Source organism: Cyclobacterium qasimii M12-11B (genome assembly GCF_000427295.1).
In the GTDB taxonomy this organism is placed as follows: Bacteria; Bacteroidota; Bacteroidia; order Cytophagales; family Cyclobacteriaceae; genus Cyclobacterium; species Cyclobacterium qasimii.
Genome location: NZ_ATNM01000071.1, coordinates 1 through 18,295 on the forward strand (window position 1 = coordinate 1; position 18,295 = coordinate 18,295).

15 protein-coding genes and 1 tRNA gene are annotated in these 18,295 nt (G+C 38.5%); 6 read left to right on the top strand and 10 right to left on the bottom strand.

What is annotated here, in order from left to right:
* Nucleotides 1–662 precede the first annotated feature (662 nt).
* The 4 genes from ADICYQ_RS07115 to ADICYQ_RS07130 all read right to left on the bottom strand — a co-directional run bounded on the left by ADICYQ_RS07115 (nt 663) and on the right by ADICYQ_RS07130 (nt 3,618).
* A complete protein-coding gene (locus ADICYQ_RS07115; protein ID WP_040414987.1) occupies nt 663–1,004 on the bottom strand; it encodes a hypothetical protein in 342 nt (113 codons plus the stop codon).
* Nucleotides 1,005–1,232: 228 nt separating this feature from the next.
* Nucleotides 1,233–2,066, bottom strand: a complete 834-nt coding sequence (locus ADICYQ_RS07120) for a toll/interleukin-1 receptor domain-containing protein (protein ID WP_020890536.1) — start codon at nt 2,064–2,066, stop codon at nt 1,233–1,235.
* 465 nt (nt 2,067–2,531) lie between these two features.
* Nucleotides 2,532–3,341 carry a hypothetical protein gene (locus ADICYQ_RS07125; protein WP_020890538.1) on the bottom strand — a complete coding sequence of 270 codons (810 nt, stop codon included), beginning with the start codon at nt 3,339–3,341 and terminating at the stop codon, nt 2,532–2,534.
* A gap of 203 nt (nt 3,342–3,544) precedes the next feature.
* Nucleotides 3,545–3,618 (bottom strand) — tRNA-Ile (locus tag ADICYQ_RS07130).
* Nucleotides 3,619–3,806: 188 nt separating this feature from the next.
* Here ADICYQ_RS07130 and ADICYQ_RS07135 point away from each other — a divergent pair.
* Nucleotides 3,807–4,436: an HAD family hydrolase gene (locus ADICYQ_RS07135; protein ID WP_020890539.1), complete on the top strand. Its 630-nt coding sequence runs from the start codon at nt 3,807–3,809 to the stop codon at nt 4,434–4,436.
* Nucleotides 4,429–5,538, top strand: coding sequence for a site-2 protease family protein (locus ADICYQ_RS07140; protein WP_040414990.1), 1,110 nt, complete (start codon nt 4,429–4,431; stop codon nt 5,536–5,538). Before ADICYQ_RS07135 ends, ADICYQ_RS07140 begins: the two co-directional genes overlap by 8 nt.
* Nucleotides 5,539–5,558: 20 nt before the next feature.
* On the opposite strand, the gene ADICYQ_RS07145 is transcribed toward ADICYQ_RS07140, so the two are convergent.
* The 6 genes from ADICYQ_RS07145 to ADICYQ_RS07170 all read right to left on the bottom strand — a co-directional run bounded on the left by ADICYQ_RS07145 (nt 5,559) and on the right by ADICYQ_RS07170 (nt 13,031).
* Complete coding sequence (locus tag ADICYQ_RS07145) at nt 5,559–5,864, bottom strand: rhodanese-like domain-containing protein (RefSeq protein WP_020890541.1); 306 nt, start codon at nt 5,862–5,864, stop codon at nt 5,559–5,561.
* Between the two features lie 3 nt (nt 5,865–5,867).
* Nucleotides 5,868–7,703, bottom strand: coding sequence for a T9SS type A sorting domain-containing protein (locus ADICYQ_RS07150; RefSeq protein WP_040414992.1), 1,836 nt, complete (start codon nt 7,701–7,703; stop codon nt 5,868–5,870).
* Nucleotides 7,703–8,332: a PASTA domain-containing protein gene (locus tag ADICYQ_RS07155; protein ID WP_020890543.1), complete on the bottom strand. Its 630-nt coding sequence runs from the start codon at nt 8,330–8,332 to the stop codon at nt 7,703–7,705. Before ADICYQ_RS07155 ends, ADICYQ_RS07150 begins: the two co-directional genes overlap by 1 nt.
* 294 nt (nt 8,333–8,626) lie before the next feature.
* Nucleotides 8,627–11,599, bottom strand: coding sequence for a M43 family zinc metalloprotease (locus ADICYQ_RS07160; RefSeq protein ID WP_020890545.1), 2,973 nt, complete (start codon nt 11,597–11,599; stop codon nt 8,627–8,629).
* Nucleotides 11,600–11,679: 80 nt separating this feature from the next.
* Nucleotides 11,680–11,928 carry a NifU family protein gene (locus ADICYQ_RS07165; protein ID WP_020890546.1) on the bottom strand — a complete coding sequence of 83 codons (249 nt, stop codon included), beginning with the start codon at nt 11,926–11,928 and terminating at the stop codon, nt 11,680–11,682.
* 5 nt (nt 11,929–11,933) lie between these two features.
* Nucleotides 11,934–13,031 carry an Mrp/NBP35 family ATP-binding protein gene (locus ADICYQ_RS07170; protein WP_040415043.1) on the bottom strand — a complete coding sequence of 366 codons (1,098 nt, stop codon included), beginning with the start codon at nt 13,029–13,031 and terminating at the stop codon, nt 11,934–11,936.
* 396 nt (nt 13,032–13,427) lie between these two features.
* On the opposite strand from ADICYQ_RS07170, the gene dnaG reads away from it, so the two are divergent.
* The 4 genes from dnaG to surE all read left to right on the top strand — a co-directional run bounded on the left by dnaG (nt 13,428) and on the right by surE (nt 18,193).
* Nucleotides 13,428–15,365 (top strand): DNA primase, encoded by a 1,938-nt coding sequence (gene dnaG / locus ADICYQ_RS07175; protein WP_020890548.1) that lies wholly within the window; start codon nt 13,428–13,430, stop codon nt 15,363–15,365.
* Nucleotides 15,366–15,444: 79 nt separating this feature from the next.
* A complete protein-coding gene (locus tag ADICYQ_RS07180) occupies nt 15,445–16,662 on the top strand; it encodes a bifunctional 3,4-dihydroxy-2-butanone-4-phosphate synthase/GTP cyclohydrolase II (RefSeq protein ID WP_020890549.1) in 1,218 nt (405 codons plus the stop codon).
* 83 nt (nt 16,663–16,745) lie between these two features.
* Nucleotides 16,746–17,402 carry a hypothetical protein gene (locus ADICYQ_RS07185; protein WP_020890550.1) on the top strand — a complete coding sequence of 219 codons (657 nt, stop codon included), beginning with the start codon at nt 16,746–16,748 and terminating at the stop codon, nt 17,400–17,402.
* Complete coding sequence (surE, locus tag ADICYQ_RS07190) at nt 17,402–18,193, top strand: 5'/3'-nucleotidase SurE (protein ID WP_020890551.1); 792 nt, start codon at nt 17,402–17,404, stop codon at nt 18,191–18,193. The genes ADICYQ_RS07185 and surE overlap by 1 nt, the downstream gene beginning before the upstream one ends.
* Nucleotides 18,194–18,295 lie beyond the last annotated feature (102 nt).

Genomic DNA, 18,295 nt, shown 5'->3' on the forward strand with positions numbered 1-18,295 from the left:
GGGCTTCAGCCCATTTATTAAGGAATTACCCTATCATCCGGCTTTAGCCAAAATTTAGAGCATTAAAGGTTTTATGATAATATGCCGTTGCCTATGGTTTAGGTCTAAAATACCTATGGCTTCGACAGGTTCAACCACCGGTGCCAAATAGAAAAATTAGGCATAAAAAAAGCCGAGATTGCTCTCGGCTAATTTGTGGGCCCACCTGACACAACCAATCCCCGTCAGCAACAGGGATTTACCGCACCTAGAGCTTCTTGAAGTTCCAAGATGCTGACTTTAAAACGAAAATAATAATTGCATATATATTTTAAACAATTTTTTGGATAGCTAACTCAAAATAATTTAAACCCTAATAATCAACTGACCATCAACAACTTGCCCTTCAACAACTCGTTTTTCATCAAAAATTTTATCCATATTATCTGCAGTAATTTGCCAATCGGACCAAAAAAAACTAGAAACCACTAATTTTTCTCTACAGGGTAAAAAATCAATTGCCTCGTTTCTGTTATTAACCAAGAAAAACAAACAGTTTCTCCGCCCTTTGACAACTCCATCTCGGATGGAATAAAGGATGTTTCAATGGAATTAATTTTCATTCCTGGGTAAAAAGATCATAATTTTTCTTTCTTCTTCTAACGTGATTTCTCTTTCTTTAACTACACCAGAAACCAAATTAAGTTTTCTTTATTTTTATTTAATGCAAGATCAGAGAAGAAAAAGTTTTCATAACCTGAAAATTTTACATCTTCAAAATCTACTTTGCGAGACCAATTTTCCTTAAACTCTTCTGCGTCGATATCAGCATAGTGAGCGAGATGACCATTATTCCCAAACTTATTTATAACCTTCAATGATTTCAGAAACTCAATATCACCAATACAACATCTGGTTTCTTCGAGAATCCAATTGATGTATGATGGGGAAAGTAAATAAATAAGACCAAGATTCATACCCTGATACTTGCCGAAAGTGAGGCGGCTATTTGAATGTAAAAGCATTATATTTAAAATTTTAGATTAAAACCTGTAAAATAAGGAAAAATACCTTTACAATCAAAAAAAAACCTCCGGCATGAAAACCACTACGAATTACTTTGCAGGCTTTGAAGACAAGACCAAAAAAGAGATGTTGATGACATAACTGATTTTATGCGGTAAAAAATGTTTGAAAAGGGTTACATTTTATGCATTTCTTTCATTATTGTTATTGAAAAAATTAAAATCAAATCAAGGGGCTTTCTTTAATCTTAAAATATTATCAAGTCTTGCTAATATTTTATCCCTACCATTTTCCCATATTGAGCTTTGTTTTGGCTCGATTTCTAATTTTTCCTCAAGTTTGGTTTTTAATGAATTCCACCCAAATTTGTCAGTAATTTTTAAACCTTGAGTATTGGGAATAACGCCCTTTATATCTTCAAAGCTGAAAGGAGCTACAACACATGGAATATGGTATTTAGTTTGAACCCATGTTGCTCCCATTTCACAAAGACAAACTGGACTTGAATAATAGTTTTCTGTCAGGACAAATATAACTAGCACCTCCCCATTTAGTTCATTTTTAATTCTTTCAAGAAAGTCTTCACCTAATTCAATACCATACCCTGCAATTGAAGTGCAAAAAATTTGTTTTGGTTCCACACCAATCAAAAGTAATCCATCAATTATCTCATCAACAATATCCTTGTCCTTTTTGGAGTGGCTTATAAAAATTTTGGAAAATTTACCCTGAGTCGATGAAGAAGTTTCAAGCGACAATCTGCCTTTTGCTTCTTCTATTAAATCATTTAATAGTAACTCAGCTTCTTTTAACCCCTTAATAAAAACATTCTTTTCATACTCTTCTTTGGTAACACCATTTCTCCCCTCATAAGCTGGAGAGTACCATATCCAAAAGGTAATTCTATTTAAAGAGGACAATTCAGGAGAATTTTCTCCAAATTCTTTTTTTACTAGTCTTTTAAATTTTTCTATCCAATTTTTAAAAATTGGATCTAAATAATCCAATTTTTTCAAATCAGGAATTTCAAGCAAAAGTTTTTCTAAAGAGGTTTTTAACATAAAATCATTTGTTTAATACATTTATGGGGAAGCCTACAATCCAAATCAGAAGATTTCGTATTATATTTTTTCTAAAATTTCGATAACATTCCCGCTTAAATCAACCCTTGTAGAAATATCATTTAGCACCTATCCACCAAATGCATTATTTTACTCAAATTATTTAATGAATATTTGATTATCATTTCAATGTTTATTAACTCTTGCTAAACAAAGCTATCACTCCAGTAATCATCATAATTATTCCGATTAAAGGGGTCCATATAGGGATAATGTTAGCATAAACAAGAGAAAGGCCCCCACCAAAAAATAACACAAAAACAAACAACCTCAATAAACAACCATCATTTTCTTCTTCCATAGCATTTCAAATCAGTTTCACTGATGCTTAACAGGTATTAAAATTCATTTATTTGAAAAATATATGAAAACCAAGTATAGACAAAAAATTTGAATAAAAATAAATTATTTAAGGGATCTGATATTAGCAATTGAAACTAAATTATCATTGCTAAAGAAAAAATCATTAATATCATTATCTATTTCAATAGTTTGAGCCCACATATATTTTTCCTTCTCAGAACCGACTAATCGAGATCCAGAAGCGAAAATGAAATATTTACCCTTCGTTAGTTTTAATTGAAAATCTCCTTGGGAATTAGTCTTTGTCTTCAAATATTTTGGTTCTAAAGGAGGCAAAACTGAATAACCTTCCTTAAAATCATCAAGTTCTTTATTTAATTGGTTGTAAACAGAATGTAAATCAATGATATTTTTTCTTTGCAAATCATAATCTACTAATGAATTTAGCTTGTAACGATTTTTGAGGTTTTCAACCCCATTGACTTCCAACAGTTGATCCCTACTTTCTTCATCAAGTTTAACAAAATATTGAAATTGATTATATCTTGGTTTTGCATCTATCAAAGCATAATCAGAACCTTTACGAGCAAAGGATGACACTGATATATTTTTAGCTTCTAATAATACATCATCCCAAAGTGAGTTTTTTAAGATGTATTCACTTTCAATTTTGCTTTTTAGGTCTTCTATAGAATTCTCAAAATTCGAAATATCAGTTTCAAAAGAACTTAGACTTCCTTGAATTTCTTGATTCATTAAATCATAATCCATCAAACCAATTGATATTAAACCCAATGGAATATTTTGACCACCTTGCGTGACTATGAAGACTTGGCCTTTAAATTCAAACCCCTTTTCTTCACAGGAAAGCATTAAAACACAAATGCCAATAAAAAATAAACAAACCCTCATATTATCATTTTTCTTTATACCATAGCTAAAAGTTTAAGGTATTAAAATTTGGAATAAGTTGAAAGGATTTTTAACCAAAAATAAACAGATAGTTAAAGTTATTTTATAACGAAATGGAACGCTAAGGCACTTCTTTTGTGCAAATGGAGTGCAAATAAAAAAGGCGCTTAGAGAAAAATTCTCGTAAGCGCCTGATTATTAAGTGGGCCCACCTGGGCTCGAACCAGGGACTTTCTGATTATGAGTCAGATACTCTAACCAGCTGAGTTATAGGCCCCACTTTTATTAAGAAAATCTACTCCCTTCTATTCAACCACAAACAAAAGGAAGTAAATAACCAAGTCCAACTGTATTTCAAATTAGAAAAGGCTCCCTAACCAAGATTAGAAGTCTTTTGAACCTTTTACCTTGCTTTTGGGAATGCAATGTTACATATTTGATTTTAAAATCACAACAAAAATTGTAATGAAAAACCTGCAAGAAATTGAATTTTTAATTTTTGATTTAGGGAATGTCATCTATGACATTGATTACCAAAGGACTTTTGAAAAAATAAACAGTCGCTTACCAGAAAAACAACATCACCTAATTAAAGAATTTATGGTCTCTCCTGTTCACTTTGATCTTGAAACAGGGAAATCTGACGAAAAATCTTTTAGAGATGGAGTAAGAAATTTTTTCTCTGCAGACTGGGAAGACGAATGGATCGATGACGCATGGAACAGTATCCTTGTAGACATTCCCCAGGAAAGACTAGACCTACTTATTGCATTGAAGAAAAAATATCCGCTCTATATGCTCAGCAATACCAACAGCATTCATTTTAAAGTGGTGGAAGAAACTTTTAAGAAAAAATTACCCGAAGGCACTTGGCCTGAGCTTTTTGACCATTTGTTTCTAAGTCAGGAAATGGGTTTGCGTAAGCCAGGTGAGGAAATTTACAGGGAAGTGGTCAGCAAAATTGGTGCTGCTCCGGAAAAATGTTTGTTTTTTGATGACCTCAAAGAGAACCTTTTGGGTGCGAATAAAGTTGGCATACAGACACATCATATTGACCACCCCAAAGCCCTAATCAATTTTTTCCAAAATGTATAGTACCAAAGAATATTTAAAACACGGTACCCTTTTCATTTTAACTATAATAACCACTACCCTTGCGGGTGGGGAATGGCTGTATGGTCGAAGTATACTTTCCGACGAACAACCGCTTACATGGGAGTATTTTGTGCTTTCCCTGCAATTCTCCCTCCCCTTCATCGGTATTCTATTGATTCATGAGTTGGGACACTTGTTTACTTCCATTTATCACAAGGTAAAATCCTCCCTGCCTTTCTTTATTCCAGCATGGTTGGGCTTTTTGGGCTCTCCATCTATAGGAACCTTTGGCGCAATTATTCAAATGAAAGGGATAATTAGTAGCAGGAGAAAATTCTTCGACATCGGTGTTGCAGGCCCGCTCGCTGGTTTTGTGGTTGCTTTCGCAGTATTGACTTATGGCTTCACACAGTTGCCCGAAGCCGACTATATCTACGAAGTCCATCCTGAATATGCGGACCCAAACTATGTCCTGAGCGAAGATGAAGAAGTGATGGATTTTGAATTGGGCTATAATCTATTGTTCTGGACCATGGAAAAAACCCTGGCAGATCCTGAGCGGATGCCAGCCATGTCCGAGATCATCCATTATCCCTACCTATTTGCAGGGTATTTGGCCTTGTTCTTTACAGCAATAAACTTATTACCCATTGGGCAATTGGATGGCGGACACGTGGTCTTTGGGCTTTTTCCAAAACACCACAAAATTATTTCACTGGTTGTTTATACCTTGTTTTTGTTTTACGCAGGATTAGGGGTTATAAGTCCTTTTGAAGACCTGAACTACCTGGCACTGGCATTGCCGCTGTATGTAGGCTTTCTCTACATTTGTTATCGAAAATCAGGTCTTTCTAACACCAACAAATGGATCATGGCGCTTGGCATTGCGGCCATTCAATACAGCCTTATAAGCATCTCACCCAGCATTCAAGGATACTCGGGATGGCTCTTTTTTGCTTTTCTGGTAGGAAGGGTATTAGGCATCAATCACCCTGAGGTGATTGATGGTAGAAAATTAGATCAAAAACGTACAATTCTTGGCTGGTTGGCCATTGTACTGTTCATTCTTTGCTTTACACCTGAACCTTTTGTTTTTGAGTAAAGCAAAAAATGCCATTGCAATCAATCTTCTTCTAACTCTCTGTAGGCCATTATTCCGCCTAAGACGTTTCTAACCTTGGTGTAACCCTTGCTTTCTAGGAACGCCTTGGCATTTGCACTTCTTGCACCAGAACGGCAATGCACAATGATTTCATCCTCCTTGTTCAATTCCAATTCGGATAGGCTATTGGGAAGTTGGGCCAAAGGAATATTCTTAGCTCCAAGGTTGTCTTCTTCATACTCGTAAGTTTCCCTGACGTCCAAAAAAACAAATTGCTCTTTGTTGTCTAACCTTTCTTTTAATTCTTCTACGTCTATGTCTTCCATCGCTTATTTAACAATAATTCTTCTTGTTAATGGCTGCCCATTTTTCACCATATTGATGAGGTACATCCCTTTTTGACTTTCAGTAAAATTAAGAATTTTACCGTCTTTATCCACCTCTTGAGGTATATTTATCAGCCTACCTTGAAAATCAAATACTGTGATATCTGATACTTCACCCATTATATACAACCGCTCTGTTACTGGATTGGGGTAAAACAACAAGTCTACTGCTGACAATTCAGACGCCTCTATCACAGGCATTAGGCTTAAATGAGGCCGCATCATCAGGTTGCCTCTAACAACATCATTTTGCTGCCATGCCCCTAACACATTGTAGAAAATATTGTCCCCTGTATCTCCACTCTTGTCCAAACCAATGTATATATAATCATTTGAAAACTGTGTGAAACCAATAAAAAAATGATCCTCAACAAGTATATTCGTATCCAATGGATAGTAGGAAAAACTTCCTAATCCGGCGTCAGCAGGGATCAATACCTCCTCCTGATAGAGGGGTTCATTTGAAATAGAATCCCAAACCATTAATTCTATCGCATTGTTTCTCTGAGCCGCATTGACAAATTGAATGCTAACACCTGACAAGTAGGAAGGAGTAGACAGTTCATAGGACAATGCAAGCATCCCTCCTCTTTGGTTGATTCCAGCGGCATAGTCTGCCGTTCCATTGTCATAGGCGTAATAATCCCTAAAAGGAATCACCAGCCTGCTTGTATCGTTTACTCTGAAGTCTACATTGAACGTTTGGGCTTCACCCGATCCTGCTTCCAAATAGGTGTCACCAGCCCTTAAATACATTAGCACCTCCACGTCCATTGGTTCATCTATTAAACCCACAAGTCCTTCCTCCTGAAGTTCACTGCTCGAAAATGCCCTGCGCTCTAAAGCCTGAGGTACTGGATTAAAAGGTGTTTCGGTATTGGGCGCTTCCAAAAGCTCCCCAGTGGCTTTGTTTTTAAGGTTAATGGTATATTCAATTGCCCTAAACCTATTGTTCAGGTTATTGAACTCATTGCTGATAGGTGCCGTGATTTTTTCCTGGTCAAACTCAAAATAGGGTATGGCGAAATAAGGAGAAAAAGGACTGCCTGGCAATTGCGTGAGCGCCCTGTCTTCAGGGAATCTATCCGCCGCACTTCTGCCTTTATTCAGGTAAATATAATCTAAAACCCAAGTATCGAAAGGGCCTGAAAGCCTTCCCGAGTGCTGAAATTTAAATTGAAAGTTCTCAAATTGAAATTTTTCAGGTACTGGCAACATTACCTGAACAAATACATCAGTCGATAGGTCATCCTTTCCCTCCTGGCTCCATACCAACTCCCAACTACCATCTGAATCTAAAAAAAACAATTCCAATGCATCAGAATCATCTGGACGTTCGCCTTTGCCGCCAGCCTGCCAATAAAAGCTAAGGTAAACATCATTGGTAGCTGTAGGCTGAGAAAGATCTATGGGCTTGGATGTTAATTGATCCCCTTCTCCTTGTTCCAGTCTTGTGGTGGAATAGGGTTGGCCATTTTCATCTACCCCATCTAAAACGACAACCCCTAATGACGGAGGAGATATACCGATGGTAAAGGATGCATTGACGCCTTGTGCTTCCCAAAGTAAAGGGGAATAATTACCTGAGGAAAAGTCGTCCCAAAAAGGGAGCTGCAAGGCATCTTCATTAGTTTTTAAATTAGTATTATTTTCTATAGGTTTCTCAGGAACAGGTGCTGAAGGCAAAGGCAATTGCCGAAATTGCGCCATACAATTCGGACTGGAATAGAGTCCAAACAATAAAACACAAATCAGAACCGATCCCTCAAGTTTGTTCATTAAAAATTAATTTCTCGTCCAAGTTCAGAAACCCAAATATCCACTCGTTCTCCTGTTTTCATCTTCAATCCTGAAGGTGGAAGTTGTTTTATAACTGTCCCCTTTGGTACTGTATCCGTTTCTACATAGTTGATATTGCCCATGCTTAAACCTGAGCCTAGAATCAAAAATTCCGCCTCAACATCTTCCATACCTATCACATTGGGCATATTCAAAACCTGCTTGCCAAGACCGTCACCTACCACCAAATCAATTTGTGACCCTTTTGGTATTTCTAATCCCTCTTTAATTGCCCTGCCTCTGTAATTTTGTTCCAATACTACATTATGGCCAATGTCTGCTCTATACACAATGTCTCCTCTGACCAAACCAAAGTTGGACAGAATTTCTTGCGCATTCTTTATCTGGGTGTTCAACAAATTGGGCATCCTGATTAATGGTGCATTTTTAGCATTGAGTGTTATATAGATTTTTCGATCCTGCTTTACCTTGGCTCCTGGCTTAGGATTTTGTTTCAGTACTTCAAGAGGTTTCGCTTCCTTCACAAAGCCACTGTCCAATGTAATTTCCATCCTCAGCTTTCTTCCTTCCAGGTAATCCTGAACTTCATCGTACTGAAAACCTTCCAAATCAGGTACACTTACAGACTCCCCATGATGGGTATAATCAGGAAGATAAACCTTAAAAAAACGAACAAAAGCCCGAAAGTAATGGCCAAAATAATTAAAAGATGCACCCCTACTTTCTTAATACCTACTTTAAAATCACTCATATTATGTCTATTGCAAGATTTGATCCACTTTACAAAGATGCAAACCTTTTTATTTTCTCTTAATACTAATGCAAATTAATGCTATAATTTAAATCTTGTAAATTACCAATAATATTTTTTCTGAAAGAACGGTCGATTACCACATTTGGTATCAGTCTAAAACCAACTTTTTGGTCAACATGAAATCATCTCCCATGATCTTCACTACAAACAATCCGCTTCTAAGGTGCTCTTTTCCAAAAGTATAGGTTTGATTTAAGGTGTTGGGGAAATCTACATCGTAGACCAACTGACCAGAAGTACTATAGAACTGGATTGCCACATCCTGGTAATCCGATAAATTAAAGGAAATATAGAAATTATTATTTGCAGGATTTGGATAAATAAGGGATTGGTTGATCTCCGGAATCACAGGATCTGGGTCATCTGACAAATACAAAGAGACATTGTCCAAATAAAGCAAAGCAGCCGCATCGCTGGTGTTATTGACTTTAAAGTAAATCCTTACCTTCTCCTCCCCAGCAAAATCATTGAGGTTGATAAAGCTGCTTTCTGATGGTATATCATTAGAAGTGGCGGTGGAAATTTCTTTATTAAGGTTATCTCCAGACATCTCCCATACCGTTTGGCCACTTTGACCTCCATCTGTGCTTACTATTATGGAGAAGCTTGCTGGATTTTCTGAAGCGAAACCACTTCCTCCCCAATCAAATATCAGCCCTGCTCTTCCAGTTGTGGCCAAAGAGAATTCAGGAGATACCAACCAATAACTATTGTTTGAAATCATATTGCCCAAAACCATCTGATCGTTGTCGGCTCCCGAAGAAGACGCCACCTGCCATAGACTTAAATCATTTTCCGGATTGATGGTAATCCAATCCTCAAGGCCAGCATCAAAATTTTGGCGCCAGGGAGCTAAAATACTGGCATCATTTTGTATAAAATACCTCGTCATTTCATCTCCACCACCTGCGTTTTGATCAAAGTTTGGCTCGGAAACCTGGTAAATCACTTCATTCAAGCCAATATCAAAGGAATTCGTTAAATCTACTGAAGTGGACTCACCGACATCCAAATCAATGGACTCCACTAAAATAGATCCATCTACTGAACCGTTGACACTTTTGCTTACATAAAAGCTTGATAAATTAAGGTTACCGGTATTGGAAATACTCAATTTGTCCAGCACCTGATCACCATTTACTACAGGTAATGGTTCCAGTATTTCATTTATTCCCAGATTATAACGAAAGGTTTCTTCTCTATTGATGTTTATGTTTTTAAGGAAAATATTGTTTCCATAACCGTTAATAGAGACAAAGGCCAATCTGACGCTATTTTGTCCAGCATAGGCACTGAGATTCACTATTTCCTTCCTGAACTGCTGCTCGGTAGAAGGGAAAAACTCATTTACAGATCCTTCTAAAGTAGCGAGACTGGTACCAGATTTATTATAGGGTGCTGAAAGCAGATTGAAAGTGTTTCCACAATCAGTGGAAACAGCTACGATCAATGTTTCAGTAAACGCACTGTTAGCGAAAGGAGAATAGGATAAATCAAATGACAATTGGGGGTTTTGTAAACCTGAAAGGTCAAAAACCGGACTTACTAAATAATCCAATTCGCCCTGCCCACTATAATCAAACCCATTGAGGAGAAACACATCATTTGTTACGTTGTCAATGGGCAGACTTAATGGCGTCCAGGTAATGTCATTGTCTTCATTAATGTATTCCCATCCCGATGCTACACCATGCCCAGGATAAACATAAGGCAAGGCCTCAAAGGAAGGTAAAATAGCAGTAATTGACAGTGCATTATTTGACCAGTCATCATCTTCTGTGTCGTTTACCAATAATACTTCTGCTGTAAAGGTGTTGCTTTCAGCATTTAAGTTAATGGTATTAAATTCCAATTGTGTTGATTCTCCTGGAGCAAGGTTAACAGTAAAGTCTTTTGTTTCAAGATCAGAGCCATTCGCTTCAATACTAGCCCTTATTTTTGTGACTGTTTCTTTGCCTTTATTCACCACTTCAATGATGGGAGAAACGGTAGTGCTACAAATGTAGCCAAGAGGGGCAATGATTTCCATCAGTTCAATGTCGCTGTCATAGAATTGAGGATCAGAAAGTGCCCGACTTGTCAGCAAAGTTGCCCTTCTGGGACTGAAAGCAAGGATGACATCCATTCGGTCAACCTGACCTTCGGTAAACAAGCTCATGCATCTATCTGGCGTATAATCCATGAAATTTTCCACCATATCTCTGGAGTCGCAAGTAACCCTGGGAGTTACGATACAAGAATTATTGGATTGGCTTTGCAAAGGTGTATCGGTAACATAATCATCGACCTCACATCCACCATCTCCCCAAATATGTCTAAGCCCTAAAAAGTGTCCCATCTCGTGGGTGGCAGTTCTACCTTTCGAGTTTTGAGATATATTACCAATGCTTCCAAAATAACGGTAATCAATGGATAAACCATCTGTTTGTCGAGTAGGTATCGGATTTTCTAGCCCTTCTAATTCGTCAGAAATAGGAAATCCAGCAAAACCAATAGTAGGTGGTGTAAGTGACATCACCCATATATTAATGTATTCTTCTGGCGCCCATAAAGCCAGTTGCCCCACTAAAGCGGCATCATTTAATCCGTAGGAATCTTTTGGTCCCTGCACTCTGTTTATTCCAATAGAAGGCAATCCTTGTGGGTCTTGCTTTGCCAAAACAAATTCAATTCCAGCATTGGCTGCCACATTTAAAAATTCAGTGGGCGTATTGGTTGCAAAATCTGGATTTTGCATTTGAAAATCTTCATTGAGAATCCTTATTTGATCAAGGATTTGAGCATCGGATATGTTTGCACCGCTCCCTATGGCCTCCCCATTGTGAATTACATGAACAACTACCGGCAACTGTCTGATTTCATCCGCAAGTGAACGGTTTCCCTGACGCTCTTGCTTCATTTGAGTCTCCTTGGTATCCACCCAACCTTCAAAATACTGTCTGCTACCAAAATAACCCAATGACTGGGCTTGCTTTTGTTCAAAAAACACCGTCCCGCATCGATCTAGAGAGGTTCCAAGGGAATCGGTAGCGGTTACACTTTGACCAATGGAGTGGTGCATACCCCATAAAAAAAGAATAGCACTGATACCAAATTAAGTATCAGTGCATTGTATTTATTAATCATAGATCGAATGGTAAATCAGGCTACTTCTACATTTACGGCTTCTACGCTGAGAATTTCAGGAATAGCCTTTTTTATTGCTTCTTCCACCCCTGCCTTAAGCGTCATTGTAGACATGGGACATGAACTACAAGTTCCTAATAGCTCTAATTGTAGAACCATATCTTCGGTAAGTGCCACGATTCTCACATTTCCACCATCTGCTTCCAAATAGGGCCTAATCGTATCTAGCGCCTTTTCAATCTGATCTTTGTATTGATCCAACATCATCTTTATACTTTAACCTGAACTACTTCTGTTTTACTTGACGCTGCATTTCTAATTGCTACCTGTCTGGCGACACCCTCTGCAAAATCACTGAAAGCTTTTGCCATAACCCCTTCTTTCAAGACTGCGGGATAACCACTGTCTCCACTTTCCCTTATCCCTTGCACAAGCGGAATCTCTCCCAAATAAGTAACGTCATATTTCTCGGAAAGTTTGCGTCCCCCCCCCTGACCAAATATATAGTACTTATTATCAGGCAATTCATCAGGTGTAAAGTAAGCCATATTTTCTACAACTCCTAAGATCGGTACGTTGATCTGAGGCTGCTTGAACATAGTCAAAGCTTTAGTAGCATCTGCAAGCGCTACTTTTTGTGGTGTGGTGACAATTACTGCTCCTGTTACAGGCAAAGTTTGCACCATCGTAAGGTGTATGTCTGAAGTTCCCGGAGGTAAATCGATTAATAAATAATCCAATTCGCCCCATTCCACATCACCTATAAACTGTTTTAGCGCAGAACTGGCCATAGGCCCTCTCCAAACGACAGCATCTTCGGCAGGTGTTAAAAAACCAATAGACATCAACTTCACACCATATTGTTCTATAGGAACAATTATATTTTTACCGTTTACTTGTTTAATGGCAGGTTGCTCACCCTCTACATTAAACATGGTAGGTACTGATGGACCAGAAATATCAGCATCAATCAAACCCACCTTTGCCCCTAACTTCGCTAGTGCTACAGCAAGGTTTGAGGAACAAGTGCTCTTGCCTACCCCACCTTTTCCTGAAGCTATGGCTATAATGTTTTTCACATTAGGCAGCAATGGAGCATCATTACGAACGGTAGTTACATTTGAAGTCATCAATATATCCGCCTCAACTTTACCACCAAAAGCTTTTTTTATTGCTTCTTCACAGTTTATCCTGATCAACTCCTTTAAAGGACAGGCAGGAGTGGTCAATACCACTTTGAAAGAAATTTTTTGGTCACTTATGATTTCCAAACCCTGAATCATTCCGAGAGTAACCAGATCCTTTTTAAGGTCGGGATCTTCTACGGTTGACAGGGCCTCTAAAACTTTTTCCTTAGAAATATTCATTCCAGATTTTTGATTTTTATGCAATTTATAGTTAATCCCCCGTTAATAAAATCTTTTCGGGTTTAAAGCCGGGATTTGCTCTTGCTAAACTTCCTTCCAAATTGGATCGCTGCATTGTTCAGCGATGATTTCCTCTAGGAAATATGGCCCCTTTTTTCATTATAAGTTTACATAAAGTTCGTTTTGCCAACAAGATACCCTGCTTTTGTATTAAGCCAAAATTTGGCCATTTAAGAATCCCCTTTATAAAGGCTATTTAAGATAAATTAACCCTTAAAGGATTCATTTACCCCCCCTCTCAACTTCAAGAGGCAAAAAATAGTTTCTAATTTTGGAATGGCCTGGCTTAAAGAATTCTCGTTCATAAATCTTATCTTTACACTTCGATAGAAAAATATGGCCATATCTAATCAGACAACGGACAAGGTAAGAGAGCAGGTAGACATAGAAGAAGTAGTTAATGATTATGTCCCACTGAAAAGAAAAGGGCAAAACCTTTGGGCATGCTGTCCATTTCACCAGGAAACCACCCCTTCTTTTTCCGTTTCACCTGCCAAGCAAATCTACAAATGCTTTGGTTGTGGAAAAGCTGGGGACCCCATTCAATTCATCATGGATATTGAAGGTGTGGGATTTACGGAAGCCATCCGGCACCTCGCTAAAAAATACGGGATAGAAGTAGAAGAAGAAAACAGTCTTGATCCTGCCGATATTCAGGAGTACAATGAAAAAGAGAGCCTATACATTGCCCTGAATTATGCCAAGGATTTTTTCCACAAAAACCTGGAATCCGGAGAAGGAGCTTCCATTGGCCTAAGCTATTTTAAGGAACGTGGATTTGATCCAGCAACCATAGAGAAATTTGAACTTGGCTATTCGCTGGATGGTTGGGACCACCTTCTGAACAAAGCAAAGGGAGCTGGTTTTGAAGAATCCAACCTACTTAAAGCGGGGCTAATTCTCGAGCGGGAAAACAAACCGGGAAATTTTTACGATAGATTTAGGGGCAGGGTGATGTTCCCTATCCATAACCTGAGCGGAAAAGCAATTGCTTTTGGTGCCAGGATTATGACTCAGGATAAAAAACAGCCTAAATACATCAATTCCCCTGAAACTGTCATTTACCATAAAAGTGATGTACTCTATGGTATTTATCAAGCGAAACAATCCATTCGCCAAACAGATAAATGTTACCTGGTAGAGGGATATACGGACGTTATTTCCATGCACTTGGCTGGTGTGGAGAATGTGGTCGCCTCATCAGGGACTTCCCTTACTGAAAGTCAAATCAAGCTAATCAAAAGATTTACGGACCAGGTCACCGTACTTTATGATGGGGATGATGCCGGTATCAATGCCTCCTTAAGGGGTATTGACATGTTGCTTGAAGGCGGATTGAATGTGAAAGCGGTGGTCTTCCCTCCCAATGAGGATCCTGATAGTTTTGCCAGGAAATCTGGGAAAGAAGGTTTTCGTAAGTTTCTTGAAAAGGAAGAAAAGGATTTTATTCATTTTAAAATCGATCTTTTTGCAAAGGATGCTGCAGAAGACCCTATCAAAAAAGCTGAAGCCATTCGACAGGTGGTACTCAGTATTTCCAAAGTACCAGATCCTATCATAAGGTCTGTCTATGCCAAAGAATCCGCCCGACTATTGGGAATGGAGGAGGATATTTTACTCACAGAGCTAAACAGACAATTACTTAAAAACCAACAAAAAAGCAAACCCTCAAAGTTTCAAAAAGAGGCTGATTCAAGCCCAATAGAAGCGCTTTTACCGGGGTCTCCGGAAGAAGAAAACATCAAAATCCAACCCCGCTCCTTTAAGGAGGAGAGGGAACTCATTAGAATTTTGATCAATTACGGCTTTGAGATGGTCTCAGAGGAAATGCATGTGTGTGAGTACCTTCTTGAAGAAATCAAAGACCTGAATTTCAGCACGCCCATCTACCAGGAATTACTCGGTCATTATAAAAATGCTTTAAGGCAGGGTTTGTTACCCAAATTCGATTATTTCCTCAAAATTCAAAATACCAAGATAAAACAAGAGGTCATTGACATGATCGCCCCTACCAGAGAGGTATCGAAAAATTGGGAAACGAAACACCAAATATTTTCAAAACGAGAATCGGATGACCTTTCTGAGACCACCTATAAGGCATCTCTAAAACTCAAAAGTGCCTATCTCAAAAGAATGAGGGATGAGCTTGAAGAAAAAATCAAGTTGGCCAAAGAAGATGAAATTGATGCATTATTGACGATGCACATGGAGCTAACACAGCTAAAATCCCAAATCGATCGGGAATTGGGTAATGTTGTTCCTTCCAAAAACTAAACTAAAATTTGGTAAAAAGGGTTAGTAGAATAAATAATCGTAATTTTACAATTACATATATTAGACTTTATAAATTAAAATGAAAGATACTGTTTATCTGGATCCAATAGAAGACGCGATAGCGGCAATAAAAAACGGGGAGATCATAATAGTTGTAGATGATGATGACCGTGAAAATGAAGGTGATTTTATTTGTGCAGCAGAAAAAGTTACCCCAGAAATAATAAATTTCATGGCGACACATGGCCGAGGCTTAATTTGTGCTCCTTTGGTGGAAGACAGATGCGAAGAGCTTGGGCTTGATTTAATGGTTGGCACCAATACCGCCGCTTTTGAAACTCCTTTCACCGTTTCTGTTGACCTTGTTGGTCATGGTTGCACTACCGGCATATCTGCCAGTGATCGTTCAAAAACGATAAAAGCTTTACTAGACCCTACTATAAGTCCTGAAGAACTGGGCAAACCTGGTCATATTTTTCCGCTAAAAGCCAAAAGAGGCGGCGTATTGCGAAGATCAGGACATACCGAAGCTGCAATAGATTTAGCACGTTTGGCTGGTCTTCAGCCAGCTGGAGTATTGGTGGAAATCATGAATGAAGACGGCACCATGGCCAGGCTATCGGACCTGGTTCATGTAGCTAAAAAGTTTGACTTAAAACTGATATCTATAAAAGATCTGATCGCCTATAGGCTTAAGAATGATAGCCTGATAAAAAGGGAAATTGGCGTGGAAATGCCTACCGAATATGGTGATTTTAAGCTTGTCGCTTACAGGCAAACCAACACTGATGAGGTGCACATGGCCTTGATCAAAGGAGAATGGAAAGAAGGTGAAACCGTGATGGTAAGGGTACATTCTTCCTGTATCACAGGGGATATCTTTGGATCGTGCAGGTGTGATTGTGGGGCTCAACTTCATGAAGCCATGAAAATGGTGGAAAAACATGGAAAAGGAATCGTTCTTTACATGAATCAGGAAGGCAGAGGCATAGGTTTGGTCAATAAATTAAAGGCCTATAAACTTCAAGAAGAAGGCATGGATACAGTACAGGCAAATCTTGCCCTAGGCTTTCCAATGGACAAAAGAGATTATGGCGTAGGTGCTCAGATCCTTAGGGACTTAGGGGTATGCAAAATAAGTCTCATCACAAACAATCCTACTAAGAGAGTTGGCTTGTCTGGTTATGGACTTGAGATTGTGGAGACTGTACCTTTGGAGATTGGTTCCAATCCACACAATGAAAAATACCTTATGACCAAAAGAGATAAAATGGGTCATCAAATAATGAAAAGCTAGCCCTTTGTGACATTATTTCCCAGCTCATTCAACACAAAATACTTTTTTTACGTATTTAGAGTAGAATCAAAACTGAACTTGTCATGAAAAAATCCATAAATATTATAGCGCTTTTACTCCTTCTATCAGGCATTTCCTTGGCTCAGGAGTTTCCTTCTCAAGTTTGGCATCCGGGAAAAGTCTTTCTGACCTCTGGGCAGATGTATGAAGGAAAGTTAAAGTACGATTTAGATGCTAACGTAGTTTTGGTACAAGGAAATACTGTGGAAACCTTTAGTTCTGCTTCTATCACCTATTTTGAAATCTTTGACGAAGTATATGGTGGCATTAGAACCTTTTATAGTCTCCCCTATGCTTTGAATTCAGATTATAAAACTCCTATTTTCTTTGAACTCCTTACCGAGGGCGAGGACATAACGCTTTTATGTCGTGAGTTTATTGCCACAGATAACCGAGGCTTCAATTCTTATGGAATGCGAAGCATGTACATGAATCCAATGTGGGGCATGCCTATGGGAATGGGTAGAGGTTTTAATAGGTTAGACTTCAATTTCTATTTTCTACAGGATCAAAAAATATTCAAGTACAATCAAAAGAAAAATGTATTGCTCAAAGATGTCATGGAAGACAGGTCTTCAGAGATGAAATTGTACATGAGGAAAAACAAACTTCACCATGACAAAAGAGGAGATCTTTTGAGGATCACAGCTTATTACAATCAATTAAAAAGTAATTCTTAATGTCAAAACCTTTAATTTTAGTTTCCAATGATGATGGAATAACGTCTAAGGGAATTCGTGTCTTGGTGGAAGTAATGAAGGAATTGGGAGATGTCGTAGTGGTAGCTCCAGATAGCCCTCAGTCCGGAATGGGACATGCCATCACCATAGGCAATACTTTAAGGCTTTCAGAGGAGGAAATTTTCACCGATGTAGTCGCCTATAAATCCAGTGGAACACCCGTAGACTGTGTAAAACTGGCCAAACATTATGTACTGAAAGACAGGCAACCGGATCTGGTTGTCAGTGGCATCAATCATGGGAGCAACACTTCCATAAGTGTACTTTATTCAGGCACCATGTCTGCAGCAATTGAAGGCGCCATTGAAGGCATTCCCTCCATCGGTTTCAGCTTGTGCGATTACAGTTCCAAAGCGGATTTCTCTCATGTTAAAGAGTATGTTCGTCAAATTTCCCGTCAAGTATTGGAAAATGGAATTCCTAAAGGGGTGGCACTTAATGTGAATTTCCCTCCCAAGAGAAACGAAGCAATAAAAGGCATTAAAATTTGCCGACAAGCCCGTGCCAAATGGCAGGAGGATTTTGAAGAAAGGTACGATCCGAATGGACGTAAATATTTCTGGATGGCGGGTAATTTCGTCAATTTTGACAAAGGAGAAGACAATGACGAATGGGCCATCGCCAACAATTATGTCTCTGTGGTTCCTTGCCAGTTTGACATGACGGCTCATCATGCCATCTCTCAAATCAACAATGACTGGAATTGGGAAGACTTAAAAGCGAATCTATAGGACTTGCTAGAGGCAAAAACATAGAAAAATGAAAAAGGTGGCGGTGTAAAATCCGGCACCTTTTTTTATGGATACTGAGTCCGGATAGCCATCAAAATTATC